The 25769-nt window shown below is 69.7% G+C and carries 24 protein-coding genes, 2 rRNA genes and 1 riboswitch; of the genes, 16 read left to right on the top strand and 10 right to left on the bottom strand.

The window, feature by feature from the left end; genetic code table 11:
- Positions 1–201 (top strand): 23S ribosomal RNA (locus ACFYVL_RS15555); the annotation flags it as partial.
- A 76-nt stretch (positions 202–277) separates the two neighbouring features.
- Positions 278–394: ribosomal RNA gene (gene rrf / locus ACFYVL_RS15560) — 5S ribosomal RNA — on the top strand.
- A gap of 71 nt (positions 395–465) precedes the next feature.
- On the opposite strand, the gene ACFYVL_RS15565 is transcribed toward rrf, so the two are convergent.
- Positions 466–1113 (bottom strand): DUF5701 family protein, encoded by a 648-nt coding sequence (locus tag ACFYVL_RS15565; RefSeq protein WP_389244848.1) that lies wholly within the window; start codon positions 1111–1113, stop codon positions 466–468.
- A gap of 109 nt (positions 1114–1222) precedes the next feature.
- Here ACFYVL_RS15565 and ACFYVL_RS15570 point away from each other — a divergent pair, with 109 nt between their 5' ends.
- Positions 1223–1870: a TetR/AcrR family transcriptional regulator gene (locus tag ACFYVL_RS15570; protein ID WP_389244850.1), complete on the top strand. Its 648-nt coding sequence runs from the start codon at positions 1223–1225 to the stop codon at positions 1868–1870.
- Between the two features lie 91 nt (positions 1871–1961).
- On the opposite strand, the gene ACFYVL_RS15575 is transcribed toward ACFYVL_RS15570, so the two are convergent.
- The 7 genes from ACFYVL_RS15575 to gcvT form a co-directional block, all read right to left on the bottom strand.
- Positions 1962–2948 carry an aldo/keto reductase gene (locus ACFYVL_RS15575; protein ID WP_389245381.1) on the bottom strand — a complete coding sequence of 329 codons (987 nt, stop codon included), beginning with the start codon at positions 2946–2948 and terminating at the stop codon, positions 1962–1964.
- 116 nt (positions 2949–3064) lie between these two features.
- Positions 3065–3898: a class I SAM-dependent methyltransferase gene (locus tag ACFYVL_RS15580; protein ID WP_389244852.1), complete on the bottom strand. Its 834-nt coding sequence runs from the start codon at positions 3896–3898 to the stop codon at positions 3065–3067.
- A complete protein-coding gene (locus ACFYVL_RS15585; protein WP_389244854.1) occupies positions 3895–4323 on the bottom strand; it encodes a GbsR/MarR family transcriptional regulator in 429 nt (142 codons plus the stop codon). The genes ACFYVL_RS15580 and ACFYVL_RS15585 overlap by 4 nt, the downstream gene beginning before the upstream one ends.
- 114 nt (positions 4324–4437) lie before the next feature.
- Positions 4438–5823, bottom strand: coding sequence for an L-serine ammonia-lyase (locus ACFYVL_RS15590; protein WP_389244856.1), 1386 nt, complete (start codon positions 5821–5823; stop codon positions 4438–4440).
- A gap of 174 nt (positions 5824–5997) precedes the next feature.
- Positions 5998–7257 carry a serine hydroxymethyltransferase gene (gene glyA, locus ACFYVL_RS15595; RefSeq protein ID WP_389244859.1) on the bottom strand — a complete coding sequence of 420 codons (1260 nt, stop codon included), beginning with the start codon at positions 7255–7257 and terminating at the stop codon, positions 5998–6000.
- A gap of 20 nt (positions 7258–7277) precedes the next feature.
- Positions 7278–7655 carry a glycine cleavage system protein GcvH gene (gene gcvH, locus ACFYVL_RS15600; RefSeq protein WP_389244861.1) on the bottom strand — a complete coding sequence of 126 codons (378 nt, stop codon included), beginning with the start codon at positions 7653–7655 and terminating at the stop codon, positions 7278–7280.
- Positions 7656–7743: 88 nt separating this feature from the next.
- Entirely contained in the window at positions 7744–8856 is a 1113-nt protein-coding gene (gene gcvT, locus ACFYVL_RS15605; RefSeq protein WP_389244863.1) for a glycine cleavage system aminomethyltransferase GcvT, read from the bottom strand.
- 168 nt (positions 8857–9024) lie between these two features.
- Positions 9025–9120: riboswitch (glycine riboswitch) on the bottom strand.
- A gap of 235 nt (positions 9121–9355) precedes the next feature.
- On the opposite strand from gcvT, the gene ACFYVL_RS15610 reads away from it, so the two are divergent.
- The 11 genes from ACFYVL_RS15610 to ACFYVL_RS15660 all read left to right on the top strand — a co-directional run bounded on the left by ACFYVL_RS15610 (position 9356) and on the right by ACFYVL_RS15660 (position 21797).
- Positions 9356–9943, top strand: coding sequence for an AAA family ATPase (locus ACFYVL_RS15610; protein ID WP_389244865.1), 588 nt, complete (start codon positions 9356–9358; stop codon positions 9941–9943).
- Between the two features lie 93 nt (positions 9944–10036).
- On the top strand, positions 10037–10933 hold the full coding sequence (locus ACFYVL_RS15615) for an enhanced serine sensitivity protein SseB C-terminal domain-containing protein (RefSeq protein WP_389244867.1): 897 nt from the start codon (positions 10037–10039) through the stop codon (positions 10931–10933).
- Between the two features lie 171 nt (positions 10934–11104).
- Positions 11105–11887 (top strand): enhanced serine sensitivity protein SseB C-terminal domain-containing protein, encoded by a 783-nt coding sequence (locus tag ACFYVL_RS15620; protein ID WP_389244869.1) that lies wholly within the window; start codon positions 11105–11107, stop codon positions 11885–11887.
- A gap of 371 nt (positions 11888–12258) precedes the next feature.
- Positions 12259–13263, top strand: coding sequence for an ABC transporter permease (locus tag ACFYVL_RS15625; protein ID WP_389244871.1), 1005 nt, complete (start codon positions 12259–12261; stop codon positions 13261–13263).
- A 73-nt stretch (positions 13264–13336) separates the two neighbouring features.
- Positions 13337–15121 carry an ABC transporter substrate-binding protein gene (locus ACFYVL_RS15630; RefSeq protein WP_389244873.1) on the top strand — a complete coding sequence of 595 codons (1785 nt, stop codon included), beginning with the start codon at positions 13337–13339 and terminating at the stop codon, positions 15119–15121.
- 131 nt (positions 15122–15252) lie between these two features.
- On the top strand, positions 15253–16248 hold the full coding sequence (locus tag ACFYVL_RS15635; protein ID WP_389244875.1) for an ABC transporter permease: 996 nt from the start codon (positions 15253–15255) through the stop codon (positions 16246–16248).
- Positions 16245–17348, top strand: coding sequence for an ABC transporter ATP-binding protein (locus tag ACFYVL_RS15640; RefSeq protein WP_389244877.1), 1104 nt, complete (start codon positions 16245–16247; stop codon positions 17346–17348). Before ACFYVL_RS15635 ends, ACFYVL_RS15640 begins: the two co-directional genes overlap by 4 nt.
- Positions 17349–17362: 14 nt before the next feature.
- Entirely contained in the window at positions 17363–18487 is a 1125-nt protein-coding gene (locus ACFYVL_RS15645; RefSeq protein WP_389244879.1) for an ABC transporter ATP-binding protein, read from the top strand.
- A 180-nt stretch (positions 18488–18667) separates the two neighbouring features.
- Positions 18668–20074 carry a M1 family metallopeptidase gene (locus tag ACFYVL_RS15650; RefSeq protein ID WP_389244881.1) on the top strand — a complete coding sequence of 469 codons (1407 nt, stop codon included), beginning with the start codon at positions 18668–18670 and terminating at the stop codon, positions 20072–20074.
- Between the two features lie 64 nt (positions 20075–20138).
- A complete protein-coding gene (locus ACFYVL_RS15655; RefSeq protein WP_389244883.1) occupies positions 20139–20810 on the top strand; it encodes a trimeric intracellular cation channel family protein in 672 nt (223 codons plus the stop codon).
- Between the two features lie 138 nt (positions 20811–20948).
- Entirely contained in the window at positions 20949–21797 is an 849-nt protein-coding gene (locus ACFYVL_RS15660; protein ID WP_389244885.1) for a thioesterase family protein, read from the top strand.
- A 29-nt stretch (positions 21798–21826) separates the two neighbouring features.
- Here ACFYVL_RS15660 and ACFYVL_RS15665 read toward each other — a convergent pair whose 3' ends face one another.
- On the bottom strand, positions 21827–22006 hold the full coding sequence (locus tag ACFYVL_RS15665) for a hypothetical protein (protein WP_389244887.1): 180 nt from the start codon (positions 22004–22006) through the stop codon (positions 21827–21829).
- 196 nt (positions 22007–22202) lie between these two features.
- Here ACFYVL_RS15665 and ACFYVL_RS15670 point away from each other — a divergent pair, with 196 nt between their 5' ends.
- Together ACFYVL_RS15670 and ACFYVL_RS15675 are read left to right on the top strand one after the other, a co-directional pair.
- A complete protein-coding gene (locus tag ACFYVL_RS15670; protein WP_389244889.1) occupies positions 22203–23372 on the top strand; it encodes a cysteine desulfurase family protein in 1170 nt (389 codons plus the stop codon).
- A gap of 260 nt (positions 23373–23632) precedes the next feature.
- Positions 23633–24874 carry a cytochrome P450 gene (locus ACFYVL_RS15675; protein WP_389245384.1) on the top strand — a complete coding sequence of 414 codons (1242 nt, stop codon included), beginning with the start codon at positions 23633–23635 and terminating at the stop codon, positions 24872–24874.
- A 130-nt stretch (positions 24875–25004) separates the two neighbouring features.
- On the opposite strand, the gene ACFYVL_RS15680 is transcribed toward ACFYVL_RS15675, so the two are convergent.
- Positions 25005–25763, bottom strand: coding sequence for an N-acetylmuramoyl-L-alanine amidase (locus tag ACFYVL_RS15680; protein ID WP_389244891.1), 759 nt, complete (start codon positions 25761–25763; stop codon positions 25005–25007).
- Between the last annotated feature and the right edge of the window lie 6 nt (positions 25764–25769).

The raw sequence follows: 25769 nt of genomic DNA on the forward strand, positions 1-25769 counted from the left end.
TGCCAAGGGCATGGCTGGTTGGCTACGTTCGGAAAGGATAACCGCTGAAAGCATCTAAGCGGGAAGCCTGCTTCGAGATGAGTATTCCCACCCCCTTCGAGGGGTTAAGGCTCCCAGTAGACGACTGGGTTGATAGGCCAGATGTGGAAGCCCGGCAACGGGTGGAGCTGACTGGTACTAATAGGCCGAGGGCTTGTCCTCAGTTGCTCGCGTCCACTGTGTTAGTTCTGAAATAACGAACAGCTGTGAAAACACCAGCGTTCGAATTTCATAGTGTTTCGGTGGTCATAGCGTTAGGGAAACGCCCGGTTACATTCCGAACCCGGAAGCTAAGCCTTTCCGCGCCGATGGTACTGCAGGGGGGACCCTGTGGGAGAGTAGGACGCCGCCGAACAATCATTGCGAAGAGCCCCGTGCCGGGGATACCGGTACGGGGCTCTTCTGCGTTTACGGGCCGATTGCCGGTCAGGCTCGTTCGGCTGCTGAAGCCAGGCCGAGCCAGGTGTGCGGATTGCCCTGCCAGCACCAGCCCAGCTTCGGCGCACCCTTGCTGATCCAGAGCGCCGGCACCCGCCGGTCCTTCTCGCGGCGCGAGCCCGAAAGCGAATAGCACTTGTTCTTCGCCAGGGTCTCCGGGAACAGGGTGAGCAGTGCGATGCCCTCCTCCAGTGTCAGCCCCGTCCTCCCGCGTGCCTCCAACGCGGCCATCGCGTCGAGCGGCACCACGGAGCAGAACTCCTCGCCCCGCTCGACGTCGAAGACCACGTACGCCTGCGTGCCCGGCGCCTCCAGCTCCTTCAGCGTGACGAACTGCTCCAGTTCGCCGGGTTTGAACGTCCACTCGATGACGCCCGGCTTCTTCTTCCCGGCCAGCGTCGTCAGCGGCAACGACTCCTCGACGGCGACCAGTTCGCGCGTGACCACCAGGAGGAACGGCACCCGCTCCTCGGTCGGCGCAGCCATCGCCTCCGCACGCTTCGTCACCTGTGCGCGCAGCGGCTCGACGAGCTCGCGGAACTCTGCCTCGGTCCGGCCGGCCAGGGTCGCGTAACCCTTCGCCAGCAGCGTCTCGATCTGGCGGTCGAACTCGTTGCTCACATCGGCAACCTGCATGGGCATCCCCTCGGTGGAACCTTGTAGAAAACTTACCTGCGACGTAAAGTTACGCCGAACCGACCACCGTGGTCAAGAGTAAAGTTACGTCGGAGGTAAGATTCTTCGTATGGCTACAACGGCAGAGCCCGTCAGGGGGCTCAGGGAGTCCAAGAAGCACGAGACGCGGCAGCTCATCTCTGACCACGCGACCCGGCTGTTCATCGAGAACGGCTTCGACGCGACCACCATCGCCGACATCGCGGCGGCCTCCCGGGTCGCCAAGAAGACGGTCACCAACTACTTCGCCCGCAAGGAGGACCTGGCCTTCGACCACCAGGAGGAGTTCGTCGCCGGACTCGCCCGCGCCGTGGCGGAGCGGGCGGTGGGGGAGTCGGCGCTGGCCGCGCTGCGGCGGGAGTTCCTCGACGGGGTGCGGCGGCAGGACCCGGTGATCGGCTTCGCGGGCGAGCAGTTCTGCCGCATGATCGACGGCAGCCCGACGCTGACCGCCCGGCTGCGCGACCTCCACGACCAGCGGGAGGAGGCACTCGGCCGGACCCTGGCCGAAGAGGCCGGCGCCGGAGGCGACGATGTCGAGGCGTACGCGGTCGGGGCCCAACTGGGCTGTGCGCAAAGGGTGTTGTTCCAGCGGATCATGCGTCTCACGCTGGACGGGCGGTCGGCGGACGACATCGCCGGCACCGTTGCCGACGACGCCCGCCGGGTGTTCGGTCTGCTGGAGGCGTCGTTCGGGGAGTACGCGGTGAAGAAGTAGCGGACCGCTTCCGTCCGGTGTGTGGGCAGTGGGCGCCGAGTCCGGGCGGGGCGCCGGCCCCGGTGACCGCGTTCGCGCGAGTGCGCCGGCCTCAGTGGGCCGCGTCCAGGCGGGTGCGCTGTTCCGGGGACAGTTCCAGGCTCAGGGCACCCAGGTTCTCGTCCAGCTGGGCCACCGAGGACGCGCCGGCCAGCGGGACGATCGGGAGTGCGTGGCCGAGCTGCCAGGACAGTACGACCTGGTTCGGCGTCGCGCCCGTCTCCGCGGCGACCTCGCGCAGTGCGGCGAGCCTGGCCGGGGTGCCAGGGTGGTCGTAGTCGCTCGGCACCGGCTTGTCCTCGCGGACGTACGCACCGCCCATCAGCGGCGAGTACGCCACCAGCGTCAGGTCGGGGTCGGCGTGCAGGTAGCTGGCCAGGTCCGGGCCGACGTGGCCGAGGCTGCCCTCGGGGAAGAGGGGGAAGGGCACGTCGAAGCGGGGGCGGAGGTAGCTGTGCTGGTACTGGAGCACCTCGTAGCCCGGCAGTCCGGCCGCCCTCGCCAGGGTGCGGGCCCGCTCGATCCGCCAGGTGGCGTGGTTGCTGGTGCCGAGGAGCCCGACCGAGCCCTCCCGTACCGTCTGCCCCAGCGCCTCGACGGTCTCCGCGAGTTCGACGGTGCGGTCCTCGATGTGGGTGTACAGCAGGTCGATCTTCTCGATGCCGAGCTGCTCGCGGCTGCGGTCGACGGCCTCGCGGACGCTCTTCGCGGACAGGCCCTCGGGGTTGTCGACGAAGCCGGTGCCGGGGGACTTCGGACGTGCGCCGAGCTTGGTGGCGATCACCATGCGGTCCGCGACGCCCCGGCTGCGGAGCCAGCGGCCGAGGAGGAGCTCGCTCTGGCCGCCCTGGCTGTCGTCGTGCCAGTAGGAGTAGTTGTTCGAGGTGTCGACGAAGGTGCCGCCCGCCTCGGCGAACCGGTCGAGGATCTCGTACGAGGTGCGCTCGTCGGTGTACGTGCCGAACAGCATGGCGCCCAGGGCCAGGACGCTGACCTCGCGGCGGGTGGCGGGGTCGGAGCCGATGGTGCGGTGGCGCATCGGGGGCGTGGCGGAGGTGGTGGACGGCGGTGTGGTCATGGGAACTCCCGTGTGCGGGCCCGGTGTTCGGGCTTCGGTGACAGAACGGGAGTCTGCTTGTTGGAGTGCTCTCCAGGTCAAGCGTTCGCTGCGGGAGAGGTGCGGAAGCCGTACCGGAGTATCCGGGTGCCCTGCCGGGACAGGGCCGCAGAGCGAGCCATCAGCCGGGTGAGCGTGCGCACCGGCCCGGGGAAGCGGGCGACCTCCGGTGCGCGGGTCAGGAACTGCTCCTGGAGGAGGGCGAGTCCGGCGCCCCAGCCTTCCGGCTCGCGGGCGTCGTCGAAGCCCTGCGCGGCCTTGATGCCCAGAGCCCTGACCGACGGGTGGTAGCGCATGGCCCAGGCCGCGAACCGGGTGTAGCCGTTGAACGCCAGCTCGCCCCGCGGCAGACGGGCGGCGAGCGCACGGGTGAGCGCGGCGAACGCGTCACCCGGCAGGAACGGCAGGAACCCGTCCGCGACCACGATCGCCGGCCGCCCGGCGGGTATCTCCGCCAGCCAGCCGTGCTCGGTCGCGTCGGCGCCGACGAGGTGCGTGTGCTCGGGCACCAACTCCCGCCGCAGGGCGATGACTTCGGGGAAGTCGACATCGAACCAGTCGACGCCCGCGGGCGGGGTGCACCGCAGTGCCCGCGTGTCCAGGCCCGCGCCCAGGTCGATGACGACGGCGACCTGGTGCGCCGAGGTGAACCGGCGGACCGCGTCGTCGAGCCCGCGGTTGCGCAGGGCGGTGCCCACCACGAGGCTGGGCCTCATCCGGAGCTTGGCGAAGTCGTACCTGCCGTTCAACCGGTCGGCGACCTCGGCGGCGTGCCGGTCGTCGAGGATCCTGGTGGTGGCGGCGTCCCTTGCCCGTGCGTGCAGGGTGAGCAGGAGGGTCTCCTGCACCGGGGTGAGTCCGAGGCGGTTCACGGTGCTCCCTTCGCGATGTCGCGCAGCCAGGCGAACGAGTCGCGGGCGGACCGGATGCGTGCGTCGGCGTCCGGGCCCGCGAGGGCGAGTCCTTCCTCGGCGATGGCGCTGAAAGCGCCGAGGCCGTCGAGCTTGCGGCGGATCACCTTCTCCCAGGCGTCGTCCTCGATCCGGTAGTACGCGGTCCGGTCGCCCGGCCGGCGCACCTTGCGCACCAGGCCGACCGTGGTGAGGATCCGCATGTTCCCGGTCAGCGAGGCGCGGCTCGCCCCGATGGCGTCGGCGATGGCGGCGGCGGACTGCTCGGCCGGCTCGCAGATCAGCAGCAGGCCCAGGACCCGTCCCGTGATGGGCGGCAGTCCCCACTCGTCGACGCAGAAGGTGGCGACCCGCTCCACCCATTGCGTGTGCTGGTCGTTATCCACATTTCAATCGTGACTGTAATGACTGAATGTGGCAAGGGTGCGCGGCCAGGTCTTTGGCGGCGCGCAGAAAAGAACCGGCCCCGGCATCGCCGGGGCCGGTTCGGGAACTGTTCCTCAGCACTCGATGACGTTGACCGCGAGGCCGCCGCGGGCCGTCTCCTTGTACTTGACCTTCATGTCGGCGCCGGTCTCCTTCATGGTCTTGATGACCTTGTCGAGGGAGACCTTGTGGCTGCCGTCGCCGCGCATCGCCATCTTGGCGGCGGTGACGGCCTTCACCGAGGCCATGCCGTTGCGCTCGATGCAGGGGATCTGGACCAGACCGCCGACCGGGTCGCAGGTGAGGCCCAGGTTGTGCTCCATGCCGATCTCGGCCGCGTTCTCGACCTGCTCCGGGGAGCCGCCGAGCACCTCGGCGAGGGCGCCGGCCGCCATCGAGCAGGCGGAGCCGACCTCGCCCTGGCAGCCGACCTCGGCGCCGGAGATGGAGGCGTTCTCCTTGAAGAGCATGCCGATGGCGCCCGCGGCGAGGAGGAAGCGGACCACGCCGTCCTCGTCCGCGTTCGGGACGAAGTTCATGTAGAAGTGCAGGACCGCGGGGATGATGCCCGCGGCGCCGTTGGTCGGGGCGGTGACGACCCGGCCGCCCGCCGCGTTCTCCTCGTTGACCGCCATCGCGTAGAGGGTCACCCACTCCATGGCGTGCGCCTTGGGGTCGCCGTCGGCGCGCAGCTGGCGGGCCGAGTTGGCGGCGCGGCGGCGGACCTTGAGACCGCCGGGGAGGATGCCCTCGCGGGACATGCCGCGGGAGACGCAGGACTGCATGACGCGCCAGATCTCCAGGAGGCCCTCGCGGATCTCCTCCTCGGTGCGCCAGGCCTTCTCGTTCTCCAGCATCAGGGACGAGATGGACAGGCCGGTCTCGTTCGCGAGGCGCAGGAGTTCGTCGCCGGTGCGGAAGGGGTACTTGAGGACCGTGTCGTCGGGGACGATCGGGTTCTCGCCCGCGACCGCGTCCTCGTCGACGACGAAGCCGCCGCCGACCGAGTAATAGGTCTTCTCCAGGAGGGGCGCGCCCTGGGCGTCGTACGCGAAGAGGGTCATTCCGTTCGCGTGGTAGGGCAGGGAGCGGCGGCGGTGCAGGATCAGCTCGTTGGGCTCGTCGAAGTCGATCTCGTGCGCGGAGCCGATCTCGGTGGCGAGCAGGCGCAGCTTGCCGGTGGCGCGGATGCGCTCCACCTCGTCGTCCGCGGTCTCCACGTTCACCGTGCGCGGGGAGTGGCCCTCCAGGCCGAGCAGGACCGCCTTGGGGGTGCCGTGGCCGTGGCCGGTGGCACCGAGGGAGCCGAAGAGCTCGGCGCGCACGGACGTGGTCTGGGCGAGCAGGCCGTCCTTCTTGAGGCGTCCCACGAACATCCGGGCGGCCCGCATGGGGCCGACCGTGTGGGAGCTGGACGGGCCTATGCCGATCGAGAACAGGTCGAAGACCGAGATGGCCACAGCAGAACTCCTCAGAAGGGTGGCGGACGCCGTTGTCCGTCGGGCGGAACAGGTGCGGGGGCTGTCCCCTGCCGGGGGGGGCAAGGGACGGGGCACCGCACTCACTGTCCAGTGTGCGCGGTGCCCCGTATTTACGTATTGCTGGATTTGGTCGTCCAGGTGAAGCCTACGGAACTACTTCAGCCCGGGGTAAAGCGGGTGCTTGTCGGCGAGTGCCGAGACCCGCTCGGAGAGGGCCTTGGCGTCGTACGACGGCTTCAGGGCCTCGGCGATGATGTCGGCGACCTCGGTGAAGTCCTCCGTCCGGAAACCGCGGGTGGCCAGCGCCGGGGTGCCGATGCGCAGACCCGAGGTGACCATCGGGGGGCGGGGGTCGTTCGGGATGGCGTTGCGGTTGACCGTGATGCCGACCTCGTGGAGGCGGTCCTCGGCCTGCTGGCCGTCCAGCTCCGAGTTGCGCAGGTCGACCAGGACCAGGTGCACGTCGGTGCCGCCGGACAGGACCGAGACGCCGTGCTCGGTGACGTCGGCCTGCACCAGGCGCTCGGCCAGGATGCGGGCGCCGTCCAGGGTGCGCTGCTGGCGCTCCTTGAACTCCTCGGAGGCCGCGACCTTGAAGGAGACGGCCTTGGCCGCGATCACGTGCTCCAGCGGGCCGCCCTGCTGACCGGGGAAGACCGCGGAGTTGATCTTCTTGGCGAGCTCCTGGGTGGAGAGGATCACGCCACCGCGCGGACCGCCGAGGGTCTTGTGGGTGGTGGTGGTGACGACGTGGGCGTGCGGCACCGGGTTGGGGTGCAGCCCGGCCGCCACCAGGCCCGCGAAGTGCGCCATGTCGACCATCAGGTACGCGCCGACCTCGTCCGCGATCTCGCGGAACTTGGCGAAGTCCAGCTGGCGCGGGTACGCGGACCAGCCGGCCACGATGAGCTTCGGCCGGCTCTCCTTGGCGAGGCGGGCGACCTCGTCCATGTCCACGACGCCGGAGTCGTCCACGTGGTACGCGACCACGTTGTAGAGCTTGCCGGAGAAGTTGATCTTCATGCCGTGGGTCAGGTGACCGCCGTGGGCCAGGTTCAGGCCCATGATCGTGTCGCCCGGCTTCAGCAGCGCGAACATCGCGGCGGCGTTGGCCTGCGCACCGGAGTGCGGCTGTACGTTCGCGTGCTCGGCGCCGAACAGCGCCTTGATGCGGTCGATCGCGATCTGCTCGACCACGTCGACGTGCTCGCAGCCACCGTAGTAGCGGCGGCCCGGGTAGCCCTCGGCGTACTTGTTGGTGAGGACCGAGCCCTGGGCCTCCATGACCGCGACCGGAGCGAAGTTCTCCGAGGCGATCATTTCGAGGGTGGACTGCTGGCGGTGGAGCTCGGCGTCGACGGCGGCGGCGACGTCCGGGTCCAGCTCGTGGAGGGAGGAGTTGAGAAGCGACATCAGGCGAGTCCCTAGGGGTGTCAGTTGCCGGAGAGCGCGGAGTACTCGTCAGCGGAGAGCAGGTCGTCCGGCTCCGCGGTGACGCGCACCTTGAACAGCCAGCCGCCCTCGAACGGGGCGGAGTTCACCAGCGAGGGGTCGTCCACGACGTCCTGGTTCGCCGCGACGACCTCGCCGGTCACCGGGGAGTACAGGTCGCTGACGGACTTGGTCGACTCGAGCTCGCCGCAGGTCTCGCCCGCGGTGACGGTGTCGCCGACCTCGGGGAGCTGGGCGTAGACGACGTCACCGAGCGCGTTGGCCGCGAACTCGGTGATGCCGACCGTGGCGACGCCGTCCTCGGACGTCGCGAGCCACTCGTGCTCCTTGCTGTAACGAAGCTGCTGGGGGTTGCTCATGGCTGAATTCTCCTGGATGCGGGGGAGTGCTGATGAACCGGGTCTTGACAGATGAGACGGGGGTACGTCCGCGAGTATGCGGCGTTCGTCACTTCTGGCGCTTGTAGAAGGGCAGAGCGACGACCTCGTACGGCTCGTGCGAGCCACGGATGTCCACGCCGACGCCCTCGGTGCCCGGGGCCGCGTGCGCCGCGTCGACGTACGCCATGGCGATCGGCCGGCCCAGGGTCGGGGACGGGGCGCCCGAGGTGACCTCGCCGACGACCTTGCCGTCGACGACCACCTGGTAGCCGGAGCGCGGAACACGGCGGCCCTCGGCGATCAGCCCGACCAGCTTGCGCGGCGGGGCGCTCTCGGCGCGCTCGGCGGCGGCGGTGAGCGCCGTACGGCCGACGAAGTCGCCCTCCTTCTCGAACTTGACGACCCGGCCGAGCCCCGCGTCGAAGGGCGTCAGGGACGTCGTCAGCTCGTTGCCGTACAGCGGCATGCCCGCCTCCAGGCGCAGCGTGTCGCGGCAGGACAGGCCGCACGGGATCAGGCCGGAGTCCTTGCCCGCCTCCGTCAGCGCCTGCCACAGCTTCTCGGCGTGCTGCGGCTCGACGAACAGCTCGAAGCCGTCCTCGCCGGTGTAGCCCGTGCGCGCGATCAGGGCGGGGACACCGGCGACGGTGCCGGGCAGGCCCGCGTAGTACTTCAGGCCGTCCAGGTCGGCGTCGGTGACGGACTTCAGGATGCCGGGGGACTCCGGGCCCTGCACGGCGATCAGTGCGTACGCGTCGCGGTCGTCGCGGACCTCGGCGTCGAAGCCGGCCGAGCGGGCGACGAGGGCGTCCAGCACGACCTGGGCGTTGCCCGCGTTGGCGACGACCATGTACTCGCTCTCGCCCAGGCGGTAGACGATCAGGTCGTCGACGATGCCGCCGTCCTCCTGGCAGATCATCGTGTACCGGGCGCGGCCGAGGCCCACGGTGGCGATGTTGCCGACCAGGGCGAAGTTCAGGAGGTCCACGGCCTGCGGGCCGCTCACGGTGATCTCACCCATGTGGGAGAGGTCGAAGAGGCCGGCCCTGGTGCGTACGGCGTTGTGCTCGTCGCGCTCGGAGGCGTAGCGCAGCGGCATGTCCCAGCCCGCGAAGTCGGTCATGGTCGCGCCGAGCGAGCGATGCAGGGCATCGAGGGCAGTGAGGCGGGTGGTGCTCATGAAGTGACTCCCAAGGCATGACGACGGGCATGACGACGAGGACTTTCCTCCCCATCTGTCATCGGAACCTGAGAGGTTCGCCGACGCCACACGGGCGTCAGGCTTGCACCTTGGGTGGAGTCCCGGCTGCCGGCGTGCCGACAGGGAGGACCCGCTTTTCAGATCTGCCTCGCCCGCGCGGTACGGGGCCTGAGAGATTCAAGGGAGGAACTTGCTCCTTCGGCGTCCCGGCAGTGCTGCCGAGGACTCTCCCGCGCGGATTCATGCGGCCGTTGTGAAGTTGGGTGTGCGCAGGGGACGCCTGGCGCGCACATCATTGCACGCCCCCCTCGGTCGGCAAATCGCTTGTCCCGCATTACCTTTTCTTTACACTTCTTGGGCAAGGGTGAGGTCGTACCCAGCAGGGGGAGGGGTGAGGGCGTTGCAGCAATCCAGCGGTGTTGCCACGGCGGGAGTGGCGGGGGCGGGAGCGAAGGCGCGCGTAAGAGCGGCGCGGCCGGTGCCGGTGCCGGTCGTGCGGGACCTGCGGGAGAGGTCCGGGTGCAGCCCGCGCCGGCTGATGTTCGCGACCGGGGACGTGGTCGTGGTGTCCGGACTGCCCGGCAGCGGCAAGAGCACTCTGATCGGGCGTACGGCGACCGGGGTGCGCACCATCGACTCGCAGGACGTGCGCGAGCGCTGGGACGCCGCCGCGCCCGGCTGGCTGCCGTACGCCCTCTACCGGCCCCTGGTGCGGATCGCGCACTACGCGGGACTGCGCAGGGCGCTGCGCTCGGGCGAGAGCGTGGTCGTGCACGACTGCGGTACGCAGGCCTGGGTGCGCCGCTGGCTGGCCCGGGAGGCCCGGCGGCGCGGGCGCGGGCTGCGGCTCGTCCTGCTCGACGTGACGCCCGAGGTGGCCAGGGACGGGCAGCGGGAGCGCGGGCGCGGTGTTTCCGGCTACGCCTTCGCCCGGCACCGCAGGGCCGTCGGCACCCTGGTGCGCGACGCCGAGGGCGAGCGGCTGCCCGCCGGGTGCTCCTCCGCCGTGCTGCTCGACCGGACGGCGGCGGGAGTGCTGCGCGAGATCGGTTTCGAGGGGGCCTGAGGGCGTACGCCCGGGGCGGACCGGTGTTCGAAGGGGCGGATAGGCTCGTTCGCGCAGTACAGGAGCGGGTGGCAGGCGAGAAGGGGACGGTCCGTGGACTTTCCGGATACGACGGGGCAGTACGGCATGGACGGGGCGGGCGGCCCCCACGGATCGGGTCACCCCCAGGGATTCGGCGGCCCGCACGGCACCGGCGAGGTTCCGGGGTTCGGCGGCCCGCACGGTGCCGGTGACGCTCCGGGGCAGGGCGTGCCCGGTCCCGGCTGGCCCGCCAACGAGCTCGAAGAGGTGCTTGCCGCCTCCCTCGGCAACCCCGCCGCCGGTGCCCGCCTCGTCGAGGTGCTCGGCCGCAGCCCGCTGTGGGTGCCGCTGCCCAACGGCGGCAGCCGCGACAGCGGCCCGCTCGACCTGCCCACCACGGAGCTCGACGGCCAGGCGTACGTGCCCGTCTTCAGCTCCGAGCAGCAGTTCCTCCAGTGCGTGGGCGCGCACATGTCCTTCGCGGTGGCCCCGGCCGTCGAGTTCGCCCGCGGGCTGCCGCCGCAGCTGGGCATCGTCGTGAACCCGGGCGGCGCCGTGGGCGCCCCGCTGCCGCCGCCCGCCGTCGCGGAACTGTGCCGGACCGGCCGCACCCCGCTGGACGGGCCCGCCGGTGGCGGCCGGGTGCGGCTCTTCGAGCCCGACTGGCAGGACGAACCGGTCGATTTCCTGGCCGCGGCCGCGGGGGAGTTCCAGCAGAGCGGTGTGGTGGTCACCGCCCGGCGCGCGCTGGCGAGCGTCGAGGGGGAGGAGCCCGCACTGTTCGTCGGAGTACAGCTGTCGTCGTGGGAGGGCGCGGACCGCAACGCGCCGATGGACGCGCTGGGCCGTGCGCTCGGGCGCGAGTCCGTACCGTGGCCCGTGCATCTGCTGCTGCTCGACATGGCCCAGGACCCGGTCGCCGACTGGATGCTGGAACGGGTACGGCCCTTCTACCAGAGGGAACACTGAGCACGGTGGGAGGCGGGAGCCGGGTCAAGGCCCGGCGAAGTCTTCGAAACCGGTACCGACTCGGTGTCAGCGGTGCCGCTTAAGCTGGTTTGATGACCTCGCCACACGGGGGCGACTTGTTCGAGTGTGGCCAGCGTCGACACGGCGGATCGAAGAGGGGCGGGACCCAGGGTGAGCGCGTCAGGCACCGCGGCGGCCGGACAGGTCGAGCACATGCTGCGCCAGGTGACCCCCGGGCGGTACGACGCGTACGAGGCGCTGCTGCACGCCCTCGTCGACGGCAAGCTGTGGATGCTGCTCTGGCACGGCACTGCCGGATCCCCCGACGCCCAGTACGGGAACATGGAGGTCGACGGCTTCGGCTACGCGCCCTGTGTGACCTCCGCCCAGGAGCTGGCCGCCAGCGGCTGGAACCGGGCGTACGAGGTGGCCTCCGGGCAGGACCTGGCCCGCGCCCTCTACCCCGACCGCTGGGGCATCTGGCTCAACCCGCACGCCCCCGGCGGCGGACTGGGCATCCCGTGGCTCGACCTCAGGCGCATCGCCACCGGTCTGGACCGGATGCCGGCCGGGCCGCTGCGGATCTCGGAACCCGCGCTGGAGATTCCGCAGTTCTACGCCCGGCTGTCCCAGAACGCCCATCGCACCCCTGCCGTGCGCGCCCTGCTGCGCGCCTGGGTGCAGCCCGCGCTGGGCGCCCCGTACCTCGCCATCGGTCTGGACCTGTACGACACCGGGCGGCAGTCGGTCGAGGCGGTGCGGGCGATGATGCAGCAGTCCATCGGGGTCGTCCCGGACGGCCTGCCGGTGTCCACGGTCGCGATGACCGACGAGCACGACCCGGTCGGGATGTGGTTGCGCGCCAACGCCCGGCCGTTCTACACCCGTGACGCGCACGCCCCCGCGCCGACCGGTGCGCCCGGGTACGGCTACCCGCCGTCGCGCGCCTACTGACGTCGACACCCCTCCCCGTTAGTCCCTTTTGGCCCCCTTCGTGGGGCCAATTCGCATGTCCGGGCGCCGAGTTCGCGCAAAGTTAGGTTCTGTCCCAATTTGGCGGCCATGGGCGGGAGTTGGCACGTACTGCCGGACGTTGCGCCCAATTGCCCACTGTTCGCCCGTGGTTCACCCCCGTCCGCATACCGGAAAACCGCAGAAAGCGTCACGGTTGCGCATCCTTTGGCCGGGGGGTCTGGCGGGGCGCCGCGTTCGCGTTGAAGACTCCCCGAATCAAGGGGCGTTCGCCCTGTGTTCGACAAGCTTCAAGCCGCCACTAGCGGCGAGCAAGGGCCGGTCACCGCTGGCCGAGAGGGGTCGCTACCACGATGACGGCACCATTGCCCGACACGAGTGTGGATACGGATCCGGCGCAGGACGCCGCCGTCGCCGCACATGTCGTGACCAAGGCCGTCGAAGGACGGTCGCTGCGCCAGATCGCCTGGACCAGGCTCAAGCGCGACAAGCTGGCCCTGGCCGGCGGCGCGGTCGTTCTCTTCCTCGTGCTCGTCGCGATCTTCGCGCCGTGGATCGTGGATCTGCTCGGGCACCCGCCCGACGAGTACCACGAGGACCAGATCGACCCGCTGACGTCGAACCCGATCGGCGCCTGGGGCGGAGCCAACTCCGACTTCCTGTTCGGAGTCGAGCCGGTCAACGGCCGCGACGTCTTCAGCCGCATCGTCTACGGTGCGCGCGTGTCGCTGCTCGTCGGCTTCGCCGCGGCGGTCGTCGCGGTGGTCATCGGCACCGTCCTCGGCCTGCTCGCCGGGTTCTTCGGCGGCTGGATCGACGCGTTCATCAGCCGCGTCATGGACATGCTGCTGTCGTTCCCGCAGCTCCTGTTCATCATCGCGCTGGTGTCGGTGCTGCCCAACGACATGTTCGGTCTGACCGGTACGGGCGTGCGCATCCTCGTCCTGATCCTGGTCATCGGCTTCTTCGGCTGGCCGTACATCGGCCGCATCGTCAGAGGCCAGACGCTGTCGCTGCGCGAGCGGGAGTACGTCGAGGCCGCCCGCAGCCTGGGCGCCGGGCGCGGATACGTCCTGTTCAAGGAACTGCTGCCCAACCTGGTGGCTCCCATCACCGTCTACATGACGCTGATGATCCCGACCAACATCCTCACCGAGGCCGCGCTCAGCTTCCTGGGTGTCGGCGTCAAGCCGCCCACCGCGTCGTGGGGGCAGATGCTCTCCAGCGCGATCGCGACCTTCGAGTTCGTCCCGACTTACATGATCATCCCCGGTCTCGCGATCTTCATCACCGTGATGGCCTTCAACCTCTTCGGAGACGGGGTCAGGGACGCACTCGACCCCAAGGGCACGCGCTGATGCGGCGACCCACCCAGAGCTCCGGTCCGGCGCACCGCACGGACCGTGTTTCCCATGACGGAGGAAGTAGATCGTGACAACCATCAGGACTCCCAGGCGAAAGACGGCCGCCGCGTCGGCCATCGTCGTCGCGGCTCTGCTGACCACCGCTGCCTGCGGCGGAGGCGGCAGCAAGGGCGGCGGCAACGGTGCGGACGGCAAGGGCGCCGGCTTCGACGCGGCCAACAGCAAGGTCCTCAACCCTTCGGACAAGAAGGGCGGGACGCTCAAGTACATCGGCACGCAGGACGCCGACTCCTGGGACCCGCAGCGCGGCTACTACGGCTTCATGTGGGACTTCGCGCGCTACTACACGCGCACGCTGATCTCCTACAAGCCCGCGCCGGGCAAGGAGAGCGAGGAGCTCGTCCCCGACCTGGCGACCGGTCTCGCCGAGGTCTCCGCGGACAAGAAGACCTACACGTACAAGCTCAAGAAGGGGATCAAGTGGGAGGACGGCAAGGAGGTCACCTCCAAGCACGTCAAGTACGGCATTGAGCGCATCTGGGCGGACAAGGTCGTCTCCGGCGGTCCGATCTACATCCAGCAGGTCCTGGACCCGAAGAAGGAGTACAAGGGTCCCTACGAGGACAAGGACCCGGAGAAGCTCGGTCTGAAGGCCATCGAGACGCCGGACGACTACACCATCGTCTTCAAGCTCCCGGCGCCCAACGTCGACTTCGAGCAGATGCTGGCCATGCCGTCCGGCACCCCGGTCCGCCCGGACATGGACACCAAGTCCAAGTACGGTCAGAAGCCGTTCTCCATGGGCCCGTACAAGTTCGACTCCTACGAGGCGAACAAGTCCCTGAAGCTGAGCCGCAACCCGCACTGGGACGTCAAGACGGACCCGATCCGCAAGGCGCTGCCGGACAAGATCGACGTCACCCTGATCAGCAACCCCGATGACATGGACAACCGTCTCATCGCCGGTGACTACGACCTCGACATCAACGGCACCGGCCTCGGCGCGGCCGGCCGCACCAAGGCGATCTCGAAGTTCCGCGGCAACATCGACAACCCGGACACCGGCTACATCCGCTACGCGGTCTTCCCGCAGACGGTCAAGCCGTTCGACAACATCCACTGCCGCAAGGCCGTGATCTACGGAAGCGACCACAAGTCGCTGCAGACCGCCCGTGGCGGCCCGCAGGCCGGCGGTGACATCGCGACGAACATGCTGCCGAAGATCATCAGCGGTTCGGACCCGAAGTACGACCCCTACGAGGTGACCTCCAACAACGGCGCGGCGAACATCGCCAAGGCCAAGGAGGAGCTGAAGCTCTGCAACAAGCCGAACGGCTTCACCACCACCATCGCGGTCCGCAACAACAAGTCGGCCGAGGTCGCCACCGCGCAGTCGATGCAGGCCTCGCTGGCCAAGATCGGCATCAAGGCCGACATCGACCAGTACGACGGCGCCCAGTCCTCCAGCGTCATCGGCGCACCGAAGGTCGTCGAGCAGAAGAACTACGGCATCATCATCATGGGCTGGGGCCCGGACTTCTCGTCCGGCCAGGGCTTCCTGCTCCCGCTCGTCGGCTCGAAGTTCATCACCGAGACCGGCAACAACAACTACTCGATGCTGAAGGACCCGAAGGTCGACAAGGGTCTCGCCGACGCCATCGCCGCGAAGACGCCGGAAGACGCCGCCAAGATCTACGCGGACGTCAACAAGATGGTCTCGGACCACGCGGTCTACCTGCCGTTCGTCTTCGAGAAGAACATCAAGTGGCGCAGCAACCGACTGACGAACGTCTACACCACCACCAACAACAACGGTTTCTACGACTACGCCTCGCTCGGCGTCGTCAAGTAGTGACCTTTCCGATCGCTCCGCCGGCGCACCCGCCGCTAGGCACGAAGGGCAGGTGAGGGCCGTCGCGTGACGGGTCGGGGCAGGTACCGCAATCCGGTGCCTCCCCGGCCCGTCCCGCCGGGCCGAGAGCAGTGCTCGCATATCTCATCAGGCGGCTTGGCGCCGTCATAGTGATGCTGTTGATCGTCATTCTGGTGACGTTCGGCATCTTCTTCCTGATTCCGAAATGGGCCGGACTCGATCTGGCCAGCATGTACGCCGGCAAGCAGAACGACCCGGCGGCCCTCCAGGGCATCCGGGACAAGCTCGGCCTGGCGGACCCGATCATGGTCCAGTTGTGGGAGTTCGTCCGCGGTCTGTTCGTCGGCCGCGACTACAACAGCTTCGGTGACTCGATCCACTGCCCCGCGCCGTGCTTCGGGTACTCCTTCCGTACCGAGGCACCGGTCTGGCAGACCCTCCAGGACCGCCTTCCGGTCACCCTCGGCCTGGTCGCCGGCGCGGCGATCCTCTGGCTGGTCATGGGTGTCGCCACCGGCATGGTCTCCGCGCTCAAGCGCGGCACCCTCTGGGACCGCGGCTCGATGGCCGTGGCGCTCGCGGGCGTCTCGCTGCCGATCTACTTCACCGGCATGCTCTCGCTGGTGATCTTCAAGTACGGCCTCGGCTGGGTCGGCGAGTACGTGCCCTTCGCGGACTCACCGAGCGCGTGGTTCTCCGGCATGATCCTGCCGTGGGTCACCCTCGCCTTCCTCCAGGCGGCGATGTACGCGAGACTCACGCGCGCCACCATGATGGACGTCATGGGCGAGGACTACGTCCGTACCGCACGGGCCAAGGGCCTGACCGAGCAGGTCGTCATCGGCAAGCACGCCATGCGCTCCACCATGGCGCCGATCCTCACCGTCTTCGGCATGGACATCGGCGCACTGGTCGGCGGCGCGATCCTGACCGAGACCACCTTCAGCATTCCCGGTCTCGGCAGTTCGGTGCTGAGGGCGATCAGCGACCGGGACCTCCCGATCATCATCGGCGTCACCCTGATCACCTCCGCGGCGGTGGTCATCGCCAACCTGGTCGTGGACCTGATGTACGCAGTGATCGACCCCCGAGTGAGGCTCGCATGACCGACCTGAGCAAGAGCGGCTCGGCGCTGGGGGAGCCCGTGGCCGCCGACAGGAGTCCGTCCGAGTCCTTCCTCGAAGTGCGTGACCTCAAGGTGCACTTCCCGACCGACGACGGCCTGGTGAAGTCCGTCGACGGGCTCAGCTTCACGCTGGAGAAGGGCAAGACCCTCGGCATCGTGGGCGAGTCCGGCTCCGGCAAGTCCGTCACCTCGATGGGCATCATGGGCCTGCACACCACGGGCCAGTACGGCAAGCGCAAGGCGAACATCTCCGGCGAGATCTGGCTGAACGGCCAGGAGCTGCTCACCGCCGACCCCAAGGTCGTGCGCGAGCTGCGCGGCCGCGAGATGGCGATGATCTTCCAGGACCCGCTGTCCGCCCTGCACCCGTACTTCACCATCGGCCACCAGATCATCGAGGCCTACCGGGTCCACCACAAGGTGGACAAGAAGGTCGCGCGCAAGCGTGCCATCGAGATGCTGGACCGGGTGGGCATCCCGCAGCCGGACAAGCGGGTGGACTCCCACCCGCACGAGTTCTCCGGCGGTATGCGCCAGCGCGCCATGATCGCGATGTCGCTGGTCAACAACCCCCAGCTGCTCATCGCCGACGAGCCGACCACCGCCCTGGACGTCACCGTCCAGGCGCAGATCCTGGACCTCATCCGGGACCTGCAGAAGGAGTTCGGCTCGGCGGTCATCGTCATCACCCACGACCTGGGCGTCGTCGCCGAACTGGCCGACGACATCCTGGTGATGTACGGCGGCCGGTGCGTCGAGCGCGGTCCGGCGGAGAAGGTCTTCTACGAGCCCCGCCACCCGTACACCTGGGGTCTCCTCGGTTCGATGCCGCGCATCGACCGGGAGATGACCGAGCGCCTCATCCCGGTGAAGGGCTCCCCGCCGTCCCTGATCAACATCCCGTCCGGCTGCGCCTTCAACCCGCGCTGCCCGTACGCCGATGTGCCCAAGGGCGGCATCACCCGCACCACCCGTCCCGAGCTCACCCAGGTGGGGAGCGAAGGGCACTGGACCGCCTGCCACATGTCGCAGGAGGACCGGGAGCGGATCTGGACCGAAGAGATTGCGCCCAAGCTGTGAGCGAGGACAACGACGTGACGAATCCCGCGACGAGCGAGACTTCCGACCCGGGCAAGGCCTCGTCCGCAGCCGAGGAGCGGGAGGTGCTGCTGAAGGTCGACGGCCTGCAGAAGCACTTCCCGATCAAGAAGGGTCTGCTCCAGCGGCAGGTCGCCTCGGTCAAGGCGGTGGACGGTCTCTCCTTCGACGTGCGCGCCGGTGAGACGCTGGGCGTCGTGGGCGAGTCGGGCTGCGGCAAGTCGACCATGGGCCGGCTCATCACCCGTCTCCTGGAGCCCACCGCCGGCTCCGTGGAGTTCCAGGGCCAGGACATCACCCACCTCGGTGTACGGGGCATGCGCCCGATGCGCCGGGATGTGCAGATGATCTTCCAGGACCCGTACTCCTCGCTGAACCCCCGGCACTCGGTCGGCACCATCATCTCGGCGCCGTTCAAGCTCCAGGGCGTCGAGCCGGAGGGCGGCCTCAAGCGCGAGGTGCAGCGGCTGCTGGAGGTGGTCGGTCTCAACCCCGAGCACTACAACCGCTATCCGCACGAGTTCTCCGGCGGTCAGCGCCAGCGCATCGGCATCGCCCGCGCGCTCGCGCTCAAGCCGAAGCTGGTCGTGGCGGACGAGCCGGTCTCCGCGCTCGACGTGTCGATCCAGGCCCAGGTGGTCAACCTGCTGGACGACCTCCAGCAGGAGCTGGGGCTGACGTACGTGATCATCGCGCACGACCTGTCGGTCATCCGGCACGTCTCGGACCGGATCGCGGTGATGTACCTCGGCAAGATCGTCGAGCTGGCGGACCGCGACTCGCTGTACAAGGCGCCGATGCACCCGTACACCAAGGCGCTGATGTCGGCGGTGCCGGTGCCGGACCCGAAGCGGCGCGGCGTCAAGAGCGAGCGGATCCTGCTCAAGGGCGACGTTCCCTCGCCGATCTCGCCGCCGAGCGGCTGCCGGTTCCACACCCGGTGCTGGAAGGCGACGGAGATCTGCAAGACGCAGGAGCCGCCGCTGCTGGAGCTCAAGCCCGGTCAGCAGGTCGCCTGCCACCACCCGGAGAACGCCGAGGACCAGGCGCCGGGCGAGAAGGTCCTGGCGGAGGCGAAGGACGCGGTGAAGACCGTGGACGTCGCGAAGAACGCCGACTAGGGCGGTCGGGCAGGCCCCGGACGTGCGGAGTTGGCCGGTTGGAATCCGGACGAATGGGTTCCAACCGGCCGGTAGGCCACGACTTCGTAAAGTCATGTACATGTCGGTCGCTTCCGGGAACGGGAGAGTGCAGAGTCGGCGCGTCTGCTTCATTCGGCACCGCGTTCGAAGGGAAGACTCATGGCACTCTCCCGTTCGGCACGTCTGGCAGCCCTGCGGCTGTCCGCCCTCGCGACCGCCACCGCATCGGTCGCCCTCATCGCCGCCTCCCCGGGACCCCGTCCCGGTGCGGACGGCATCGGTGACCCGTACTTCCCGCAGCTCGGCAACGGCGGCTTCGACATCCGGCACTACGGCCTGGACCTCGACTACAACCCGGACAGCGACCGGCTCGCCGCGAGCGCGGAGATCACCGCCCGCGCCGAGCAGAGCCTGTCCACCTTCAACCTCGACCTCCAGAAGCTGACCGTCACCTCGGTCGAGGTGAACGGCAGATCCGCCCGGTTCACCCGCAGCGGCGACGAGATCACGGTCAAGCCCCGCCACCCGCTCGCCAAGGGCCGCGACTTCACCGTCGAGGTGAAGTACAACGGCATCCCCGAGGCGCTGAGCGGCCCGATCGTCTTCGGCTCGGACTACGGCTGGATGAAGACCACCGACGGCGTCTTCGTGGCCTGTGAACCGAACGCCGCCTCCACCTGGTTCCCGGGCAGCGACCACCCCTCCGACAAGGCCACCTTCGACATCCGCATCAAGGCCCCCAAGGGCCTCACCGGAGTCTCCAACGGCCGTCTGGTCTCCACCCGCACCCAGGGCGGCAAGACGGTCAGCCACTGGCGCACCGACAAGCCCATGGCGACCTACCTGGCCACCGCCACCATCGGCAAGTTCGACGTCAGGACGGGCCGCACCCCCGGCGGCGTCCCGATCTACGTGGCCATCGACCCGGTCCTGCAGAACAGCAACAACGTCGACGTGTACGGCGTCACCGCCGAGGTCACCGACTACTGGTCCGAGCTGTTCGGCAAGTACCCCTTCGAGGAGACCGGCGCGATCGTCGACGACATGCCGCAGGCCGGGTTCTCCCTGGAGACCCAGACCAAGCCGGTCTACTCCGCGGTCCGCAGCGAGTCGACCATCGCCCACGAGCTGGCCCACCAGTGGTTCGGCGACTCGGTGTCGGTCGAGAAGTGGGACAGCATCTGGCTCAACGAGGGCTTCGCCACCTACAGCCAGTGGCTGTGGGAGGAGCACAAGGGCCGGGGCAACGCCCACGACCTGATGCGTGCCGCGTACAACGCGCGCCCGGCCGAGCTGCCCTTCTGGCAGACGGTGGTCGGCGACCCGCAGCGCGACACCATGTTCGCCTCCGCGGTCTACCAGCGCGGGGCGATGACGCTCCAGGTGCTGCGCGAGAAGATCGGCGACAAGGCGTTCTTCAAGCTGCTGCGGACCTGGGTCGCGGACCACAAGTACGGCAACGCCACCACCAAGGACTTCATCCGCTACGCCGAGCGGATCTCCGGGCAGCAACTGGACGCGCTCTTCGACACCTGGCTGTTCACGAAGGGCAAGCCCGCCCTGTAGGGCGCGCGACGCGTCGGACGTGCTGTACGTCCGTTCGGCACTCGGCCGTGGGTAAGAATGTCGGGTGCTCCAGGAACTGTTCACCCCCTCCGTCCAACACGTGCTCGACCTCGTCGGGATCTTCGTCTTCGCGATCTCCGGCGCCCTGCTCGCCGTGCGCAAGAACTTCGACGTCTTCGGCATGGCGGTCCTGGCGGAGGTCACCGCGCTGGGCGGAGGGCTGTTCCGCGACCTGGTCATCGGCGCGGTGCCGCCCGCCGCCTTCAGCGACCTCGGGTACTTCGTCACCCCGCTGATCGCGACCGTGCTGGTCTTCTTCCTGCACCCGGAGGTCGAGCGGATCCAGCTCGGCGTGAACATCTTCGACGCGGCGGGCCTCGGGCTCTTCTGCGTGAGCGGCACGACCAAGGCGTACGACTACGGGCTCGGGCTCACCGCGTCGGCGACGCTCGGCCTGGCCTCGGCGGTCGGCGGGGGAGTGCTGCGCGACGTGCTCGCCAACGAGGTGCCGTCGCTGCTGCGCTGGGACCGCGACCTGTACGCGGTGCCGGCGATCGTGGGGGCGGCGATGGTGGCCCTGTGCATCCGGTTCGGCGTGCTGAACGCGTTCACCAGCGGGCTGGCGGTGTGCACCGCGCTGTCGCTGCGGCTGCTCGCGCTGAAGTACCACTGGCGGGCGCCGCGGGCCTGGCACCGGTCCTCGGTGAAGGCGGACGAGCCGGACCAGGTGGGGTGAGGGGGGAGCGGGCGGTGCGGGTGGTTCTGGCGCCGGGGCGGTGCGGCGGGGTCCGGTGTGGGGCGGCCGGGCGGTGCGCGGGGGTTGCCGGACCAGAAAAGCTACCGCTCAGTAATTAAGCGGTGTACCGTGCCCGGCATGGCACAGATACCCACCGGGTCCCTCGGGGACAGCGAGTTCGACCGCGACACCGCCGTGACGCGGCGCGAGCCTGGCGTGTACGACGTGGACCTCTCCGCGGGCTGGACGATCTTCAACGCCCTCAACGGCGGCTACCTCCTGGCGATCATGGGCCGCGCCCTCTCCGACGCCCTGCCGCACCCGGACCCGTTCACGGTCTCCGCGCACTACTTCTCCCCGTCGCGGCCCGGCCCCGCCGTGGTCCGCACCGAGACCGTGCGTTCCGGCCGCACCCTCTCCTCGGGCCAGGCCTCGCTGCTCCAGTACGACGAGGAGGGCCGCGAGGTCGAGCGGATCCGCGTCCTCGCCTCGTACGGCGACCTCGACGCGCTCTCCGACGACGTGCGCACCACCGCCAAGCCGCCGGCCATCCCGCCGCGCGAGCACTGCCTCGGCGCGTCCGACGGACCGCCCCCGAAGATGGCCGCCGGCAATGCCATCACCGACCGGCTCGACCTGAAGCTGGACCCGGCGACGGTCGGCTGGGCGGTGGGCGCGCCCTCCGGCAAGGGTGAGATGCGCGCCTGGTTCGGGCTCTCGGACGGCCGGGACGCAGACCCGCTGTCGCTGCTGCTCACCGTGGACGCCCTGCCCCCGACCAGCTTCGAGCTGGGCCTGGAGGGGTGGACGCCGACCGTCGAGCTCACCACGCACATCCGCTGCCGCCCCGCACCCGGCCCGGTCCGGGTCTCGATCGTCACGCGCAACCTGGCGGGCGGTTTCCTGGAGGAGGACGCGGAGGTCTGGGACAGTGCGGACCGCCTGGTGGCCCAGTCCCGTCAGCTGGCCCGCGCCCCGCGCCCGTAGCGCGACCGCCGTCGGCCCGGTGCGGCCGGTCAGCGGCGCCGGGTCCGGCCGGTGCTCCAGCCGGACCCGATGCCCGCCACGTGGAGGGCGAGCAGGGCGAGACCGAGCAGCATCAGACTGGTCGGGGTGAAGATCGCGTTGGTCGAGATGTCCGCGGCGTTGATGACGAAGGCGATGACGAAGAGCACGGCACCCGCTATGGCCAGCATGCGAAGTCCCCTCACACGACTGTCGACGACTCCTTTATGGAATCCTTATGCCGCGTGTGCCCCGGGCCGGGTCGCTCATGCGGCGTGCGGGAGCGCCGGTTCCGGCGGAGCGGGACCGCGCCGGTGAGGCGTGCGGTTCCCGGGAGCCGCCGGGGCCGGACCGCGGGTCCCGGGGGGCTCGTACAATTTCTGCACCATGGCTTACCTCGACCACGCCGCGACCACGCCCATGCTGCCGGAGGCGGTCGAGGCGATGACCGCCCAGCTGACCGTCACCGGCAACGCGTCCTCCCTCCACGCCGCCGGACGGCGGGCCCGCCGTACCGTCGAAGAGTCCCGGGAGGCCTTCGCCGACTCGCTCGGGGCGCGCCCCAGCGAGGTCGTCTTCACGGCGGGCGGCACCGAGGCCGACAACCTCGCCGTCAAGGGGCTGTACTGGGCGCGCCGGGCCGCCGACCCCCGTCGCACCCGGGTCCTGGCCAGCCCCGTCGAGCACCACGCGGTGCTGGACGCGGTCGACTGGCTGGCCACCCACGAGGGGGCGACGGTCGAGTACCTCGACGTGGACTCCCACGGCCGGGTGCACCCGCAGACGCTCCGTGCGGCCCTCGCCCGGCAGCCCGACGACGTCGCGCTGGTGACCGTCATGTGGGCGAACAACGAGATCGGCACCGTCATGCCGGTGCGTGAACTCAGCGACGTGGCGGCCGAGTTCGAGGTGCCGCTGCACGCGGACGCGGTCCAGGCGTACGGCCAGCTGGAGGTCGACTTCGCGGCCTCGGGGCTGGCCGCCATGACCGTCTCGGGGCACAAGATCGGCGGACCCTACGGGATCGGCGCCCTGCTGCTCGGCAGGCAGTACTCCCCGGTGCCGGTGCTGCACGGCGGCGGCCAGGAGCGGCACGTGCGCTCCGGCACCCTCGACGTGCCCGCCATCGCCTCGTTCGCCGTCGCGGGCGTGCTCGCCGCCGAGCGCCGTGAAGAGTTCGTCCGGGAGGTCGGCGGGCTCCGCGACGATCTGGTGAAGGCGGTGCTGGCCGCCGTCCCCGATGCGATCCTCGGCGGTGATCCGGCCCCCGGCGGGCGGCTGCCCGCCAACGCGCACTTCACCTTCCCCGGCTGCGAGGGGGACTCGCTGCTGCTCCTGCTCGACGCCCAGGGCATCGAGTGCTCCACCGGCTCCGCCTGCACGGCGGGAGTGGCCCAGCCCAGCCATGTGCTGCTGGCCACCGGGACCGACCCCGACCTGGCCCGCGGCACCCTGCGGTTCACCCTCGGGCACACGTCCACGGCCGGGGACGTGGCGGCGGTCGCCGCCGCCATCGGACCCGCGGTGGAACGGGCCCGCACGGCGGGGCTCAGCTGAAGGCGGCCGGCCGGTCACCTTTCTGACCTGCGAGTCAGTACGGAGGCCAGGTCCGGAGGCCGAAGCGGAGGGTGTCTCAGTTTTGTGTAACGCTGGTCACGCTCAACCCTGGGGGCCCACAATCGCTCTTTATACTTGAGGCCTCTGAAGTCCCTCAGAAGTCAAGGAAGTCCGCGCCGCGCGTTTGGGCCGCACGACGACCCATGGAGTTCACGTTGAAGGCGACCCTCCGTTCCCGCATCACCGCGCGGATCGGGCGCATGTACCTGGCCAGGATCCAGAAGCACGGCATCAGCTCATCGATGCTGAACCGGCTTCCGGAGAACCTGCTTCTTCCCATGCGCCGCGACGGCCTCGATCCGGTGGCCAAGCTGTCCGCACGGATGGAACAGTCCCCGATCTACCAGGTGCCGCTGCCCTTCGGCATGGACGCCTGGGTGGTCACGGGGTACGACGAGGTGAAGGAGGTCCTCGGCTCCACCGACGGCTTCAGCAGCGACTTCACCAACCTCGCCGGCAACGCGGGCGTGGTCGCCGAGCACAACCCCGGCGGCCTCGGCTTCAGCGACCCGCCGGTCCACACGCACCTGCGCCGCATCCTCACCCCCGAGTTCACGATGCGCCGACTGCGCCGGCTCACCCCGCGCATCGACGAGCTCATCGAGGCCCAGCTCGACGTGATGGAGGCGGCGGGCGCGGGCGGTGCGCCGGTCGACCTGGTCAAGGACTTCGCCCTGCCGATCCCCTCGCTCACCATCTGCGAGCTGCTCGGCGTGCCCTACGAGGACCGGCACGACTTCCAGCAGCTGGCCATGGAGCGGTTCGACCTCTTCTCCGGGGCCACCGCACCCTTCGGCGCCATGTCGGAGTCGCTCTCCTACTTCCGCGACGTCGTCAAGAAGCAGCGCGAGAACCCGGGCGACGGCCTCATCGGCATGATCATCCGGGACCACGGCGACACCGTCGGCGACGAGGAGCTGGCGGGGCTCGCCGACGGCGTGCTGACCGGCGGCTTCGAGACCACCGCGAGCATGCTGGCCCTCGGCTCCCTGCTGCTCCTGCAGAACGAGACCGCCTTCGCCCGGCTGCGGGACGACGACGCGGCGGCCGCGCCCTTCGTCGAGGAGGCGCTGCGCTATCTGACCGTGGTGCAGGTCGCCTTCCCCCGGTTCGCCCGGGAGGACATCGAGATAGCCGGTGCGCGCATCCCCAAGGGCGACCTGGTGCTGTGCTCCCTGGCCGGGGGCAACCGGGACGCGGCCTACACCCCGGACCGGGGCGGCTTCGACCCGGACCGCAAGGCCTCCGGACACCTCGCGTTCGGCTACGGAATCCACCGGTGCATCGGCGCCGAGCTGGCCAGGATGGAACTGCGCGCGGCCTACCCGGCGCTCGTACGGCGCTTCCCGGAACTGAAGCTGGCCGTCCGCCCCGAGCAGCTGGACTTCCGCAAGCTCTCGATCGTGTACGGGGTGGACTCGCTGCCGGTGCACCTGCGCTAGCGGCCCACCGACGGACCGGACCACGCCGTCGGGCCGGACCGCACGGACGGAACGGACCACGCCGACGGACCGGACCGCACGGGCGGCCCTGGCGGCCCCGCGGCGGCCGGGCGGCGGCACCGCCCCCGGCTCAGGAGGCGGCACGCCGGGTGGAGGCGGTCGGAGAGGGGGCCGGCGACGGCGGCAGTGACTTCTGCGCCTCCCGGACCAGACGCAGATAGTGGTCCCAGTCCCAGTACGGGCCCGGATCCGTGTGGTCCGTGCCGGGGACCTCCACATGGCCGACGATGTGCTCGCGGTCCACCGGGATCTTGTACCGGGCGCAGATACCGGCGGCCAGCCGGGCCGAGGAGCGGTACATCACCTCCGTCAGGGTGCCCCTGCGGTGCGCGTACGCCTCGTGCTCGATGCCGATGCTGCGCTCGTTGAAGCCGCGGTTGCCCGCGTGGTACGCCACGTCCAGCTCCCGGGCCATCTGCGTCACCTGGCCGTCCTTCGCCCGGATCACATAGTGCGCGCACGCCGCGTGCAGCGGGTCGCGGAAGACCCGTATCGCCGTGTCGTAGCTGCCCTCCGTGGTGTGGATCACGATGCGGTCGATGCGGTAGTCGTCCGGCCGGTCGGCGGTCCGCAGATTGCCCGCCGAGGCCGCCACCCACTGCGCGCCAGGCTGGTCCACCGCACCCTCCGTGCGCTGCTTGTCGACGCCGGGCACCTTCCACCACAGCCGGGACGCCTCGTCGCCCCACACCACGGCGGCGCCCGTCACCACCAGCCCCGTACCGATCAGGAAGCCCCGCCTGCTGGGCGCCTTCCCGGACTTCCCGGCCGGTTTCTTCCCCGGCCTCCCCTGCGGCTTCTTCTGCGGCTTCTTCGTCGGCTCGCCCACTGCTCG

Source organism: Streptomyces sp. NPDC004111, from assembly GCF_042874215.1.
Lineage (GTDB): Bacteria > Actinomycetota > Actinomycetes > Streptomycetales > Streptomycetaceae > Streptomyces.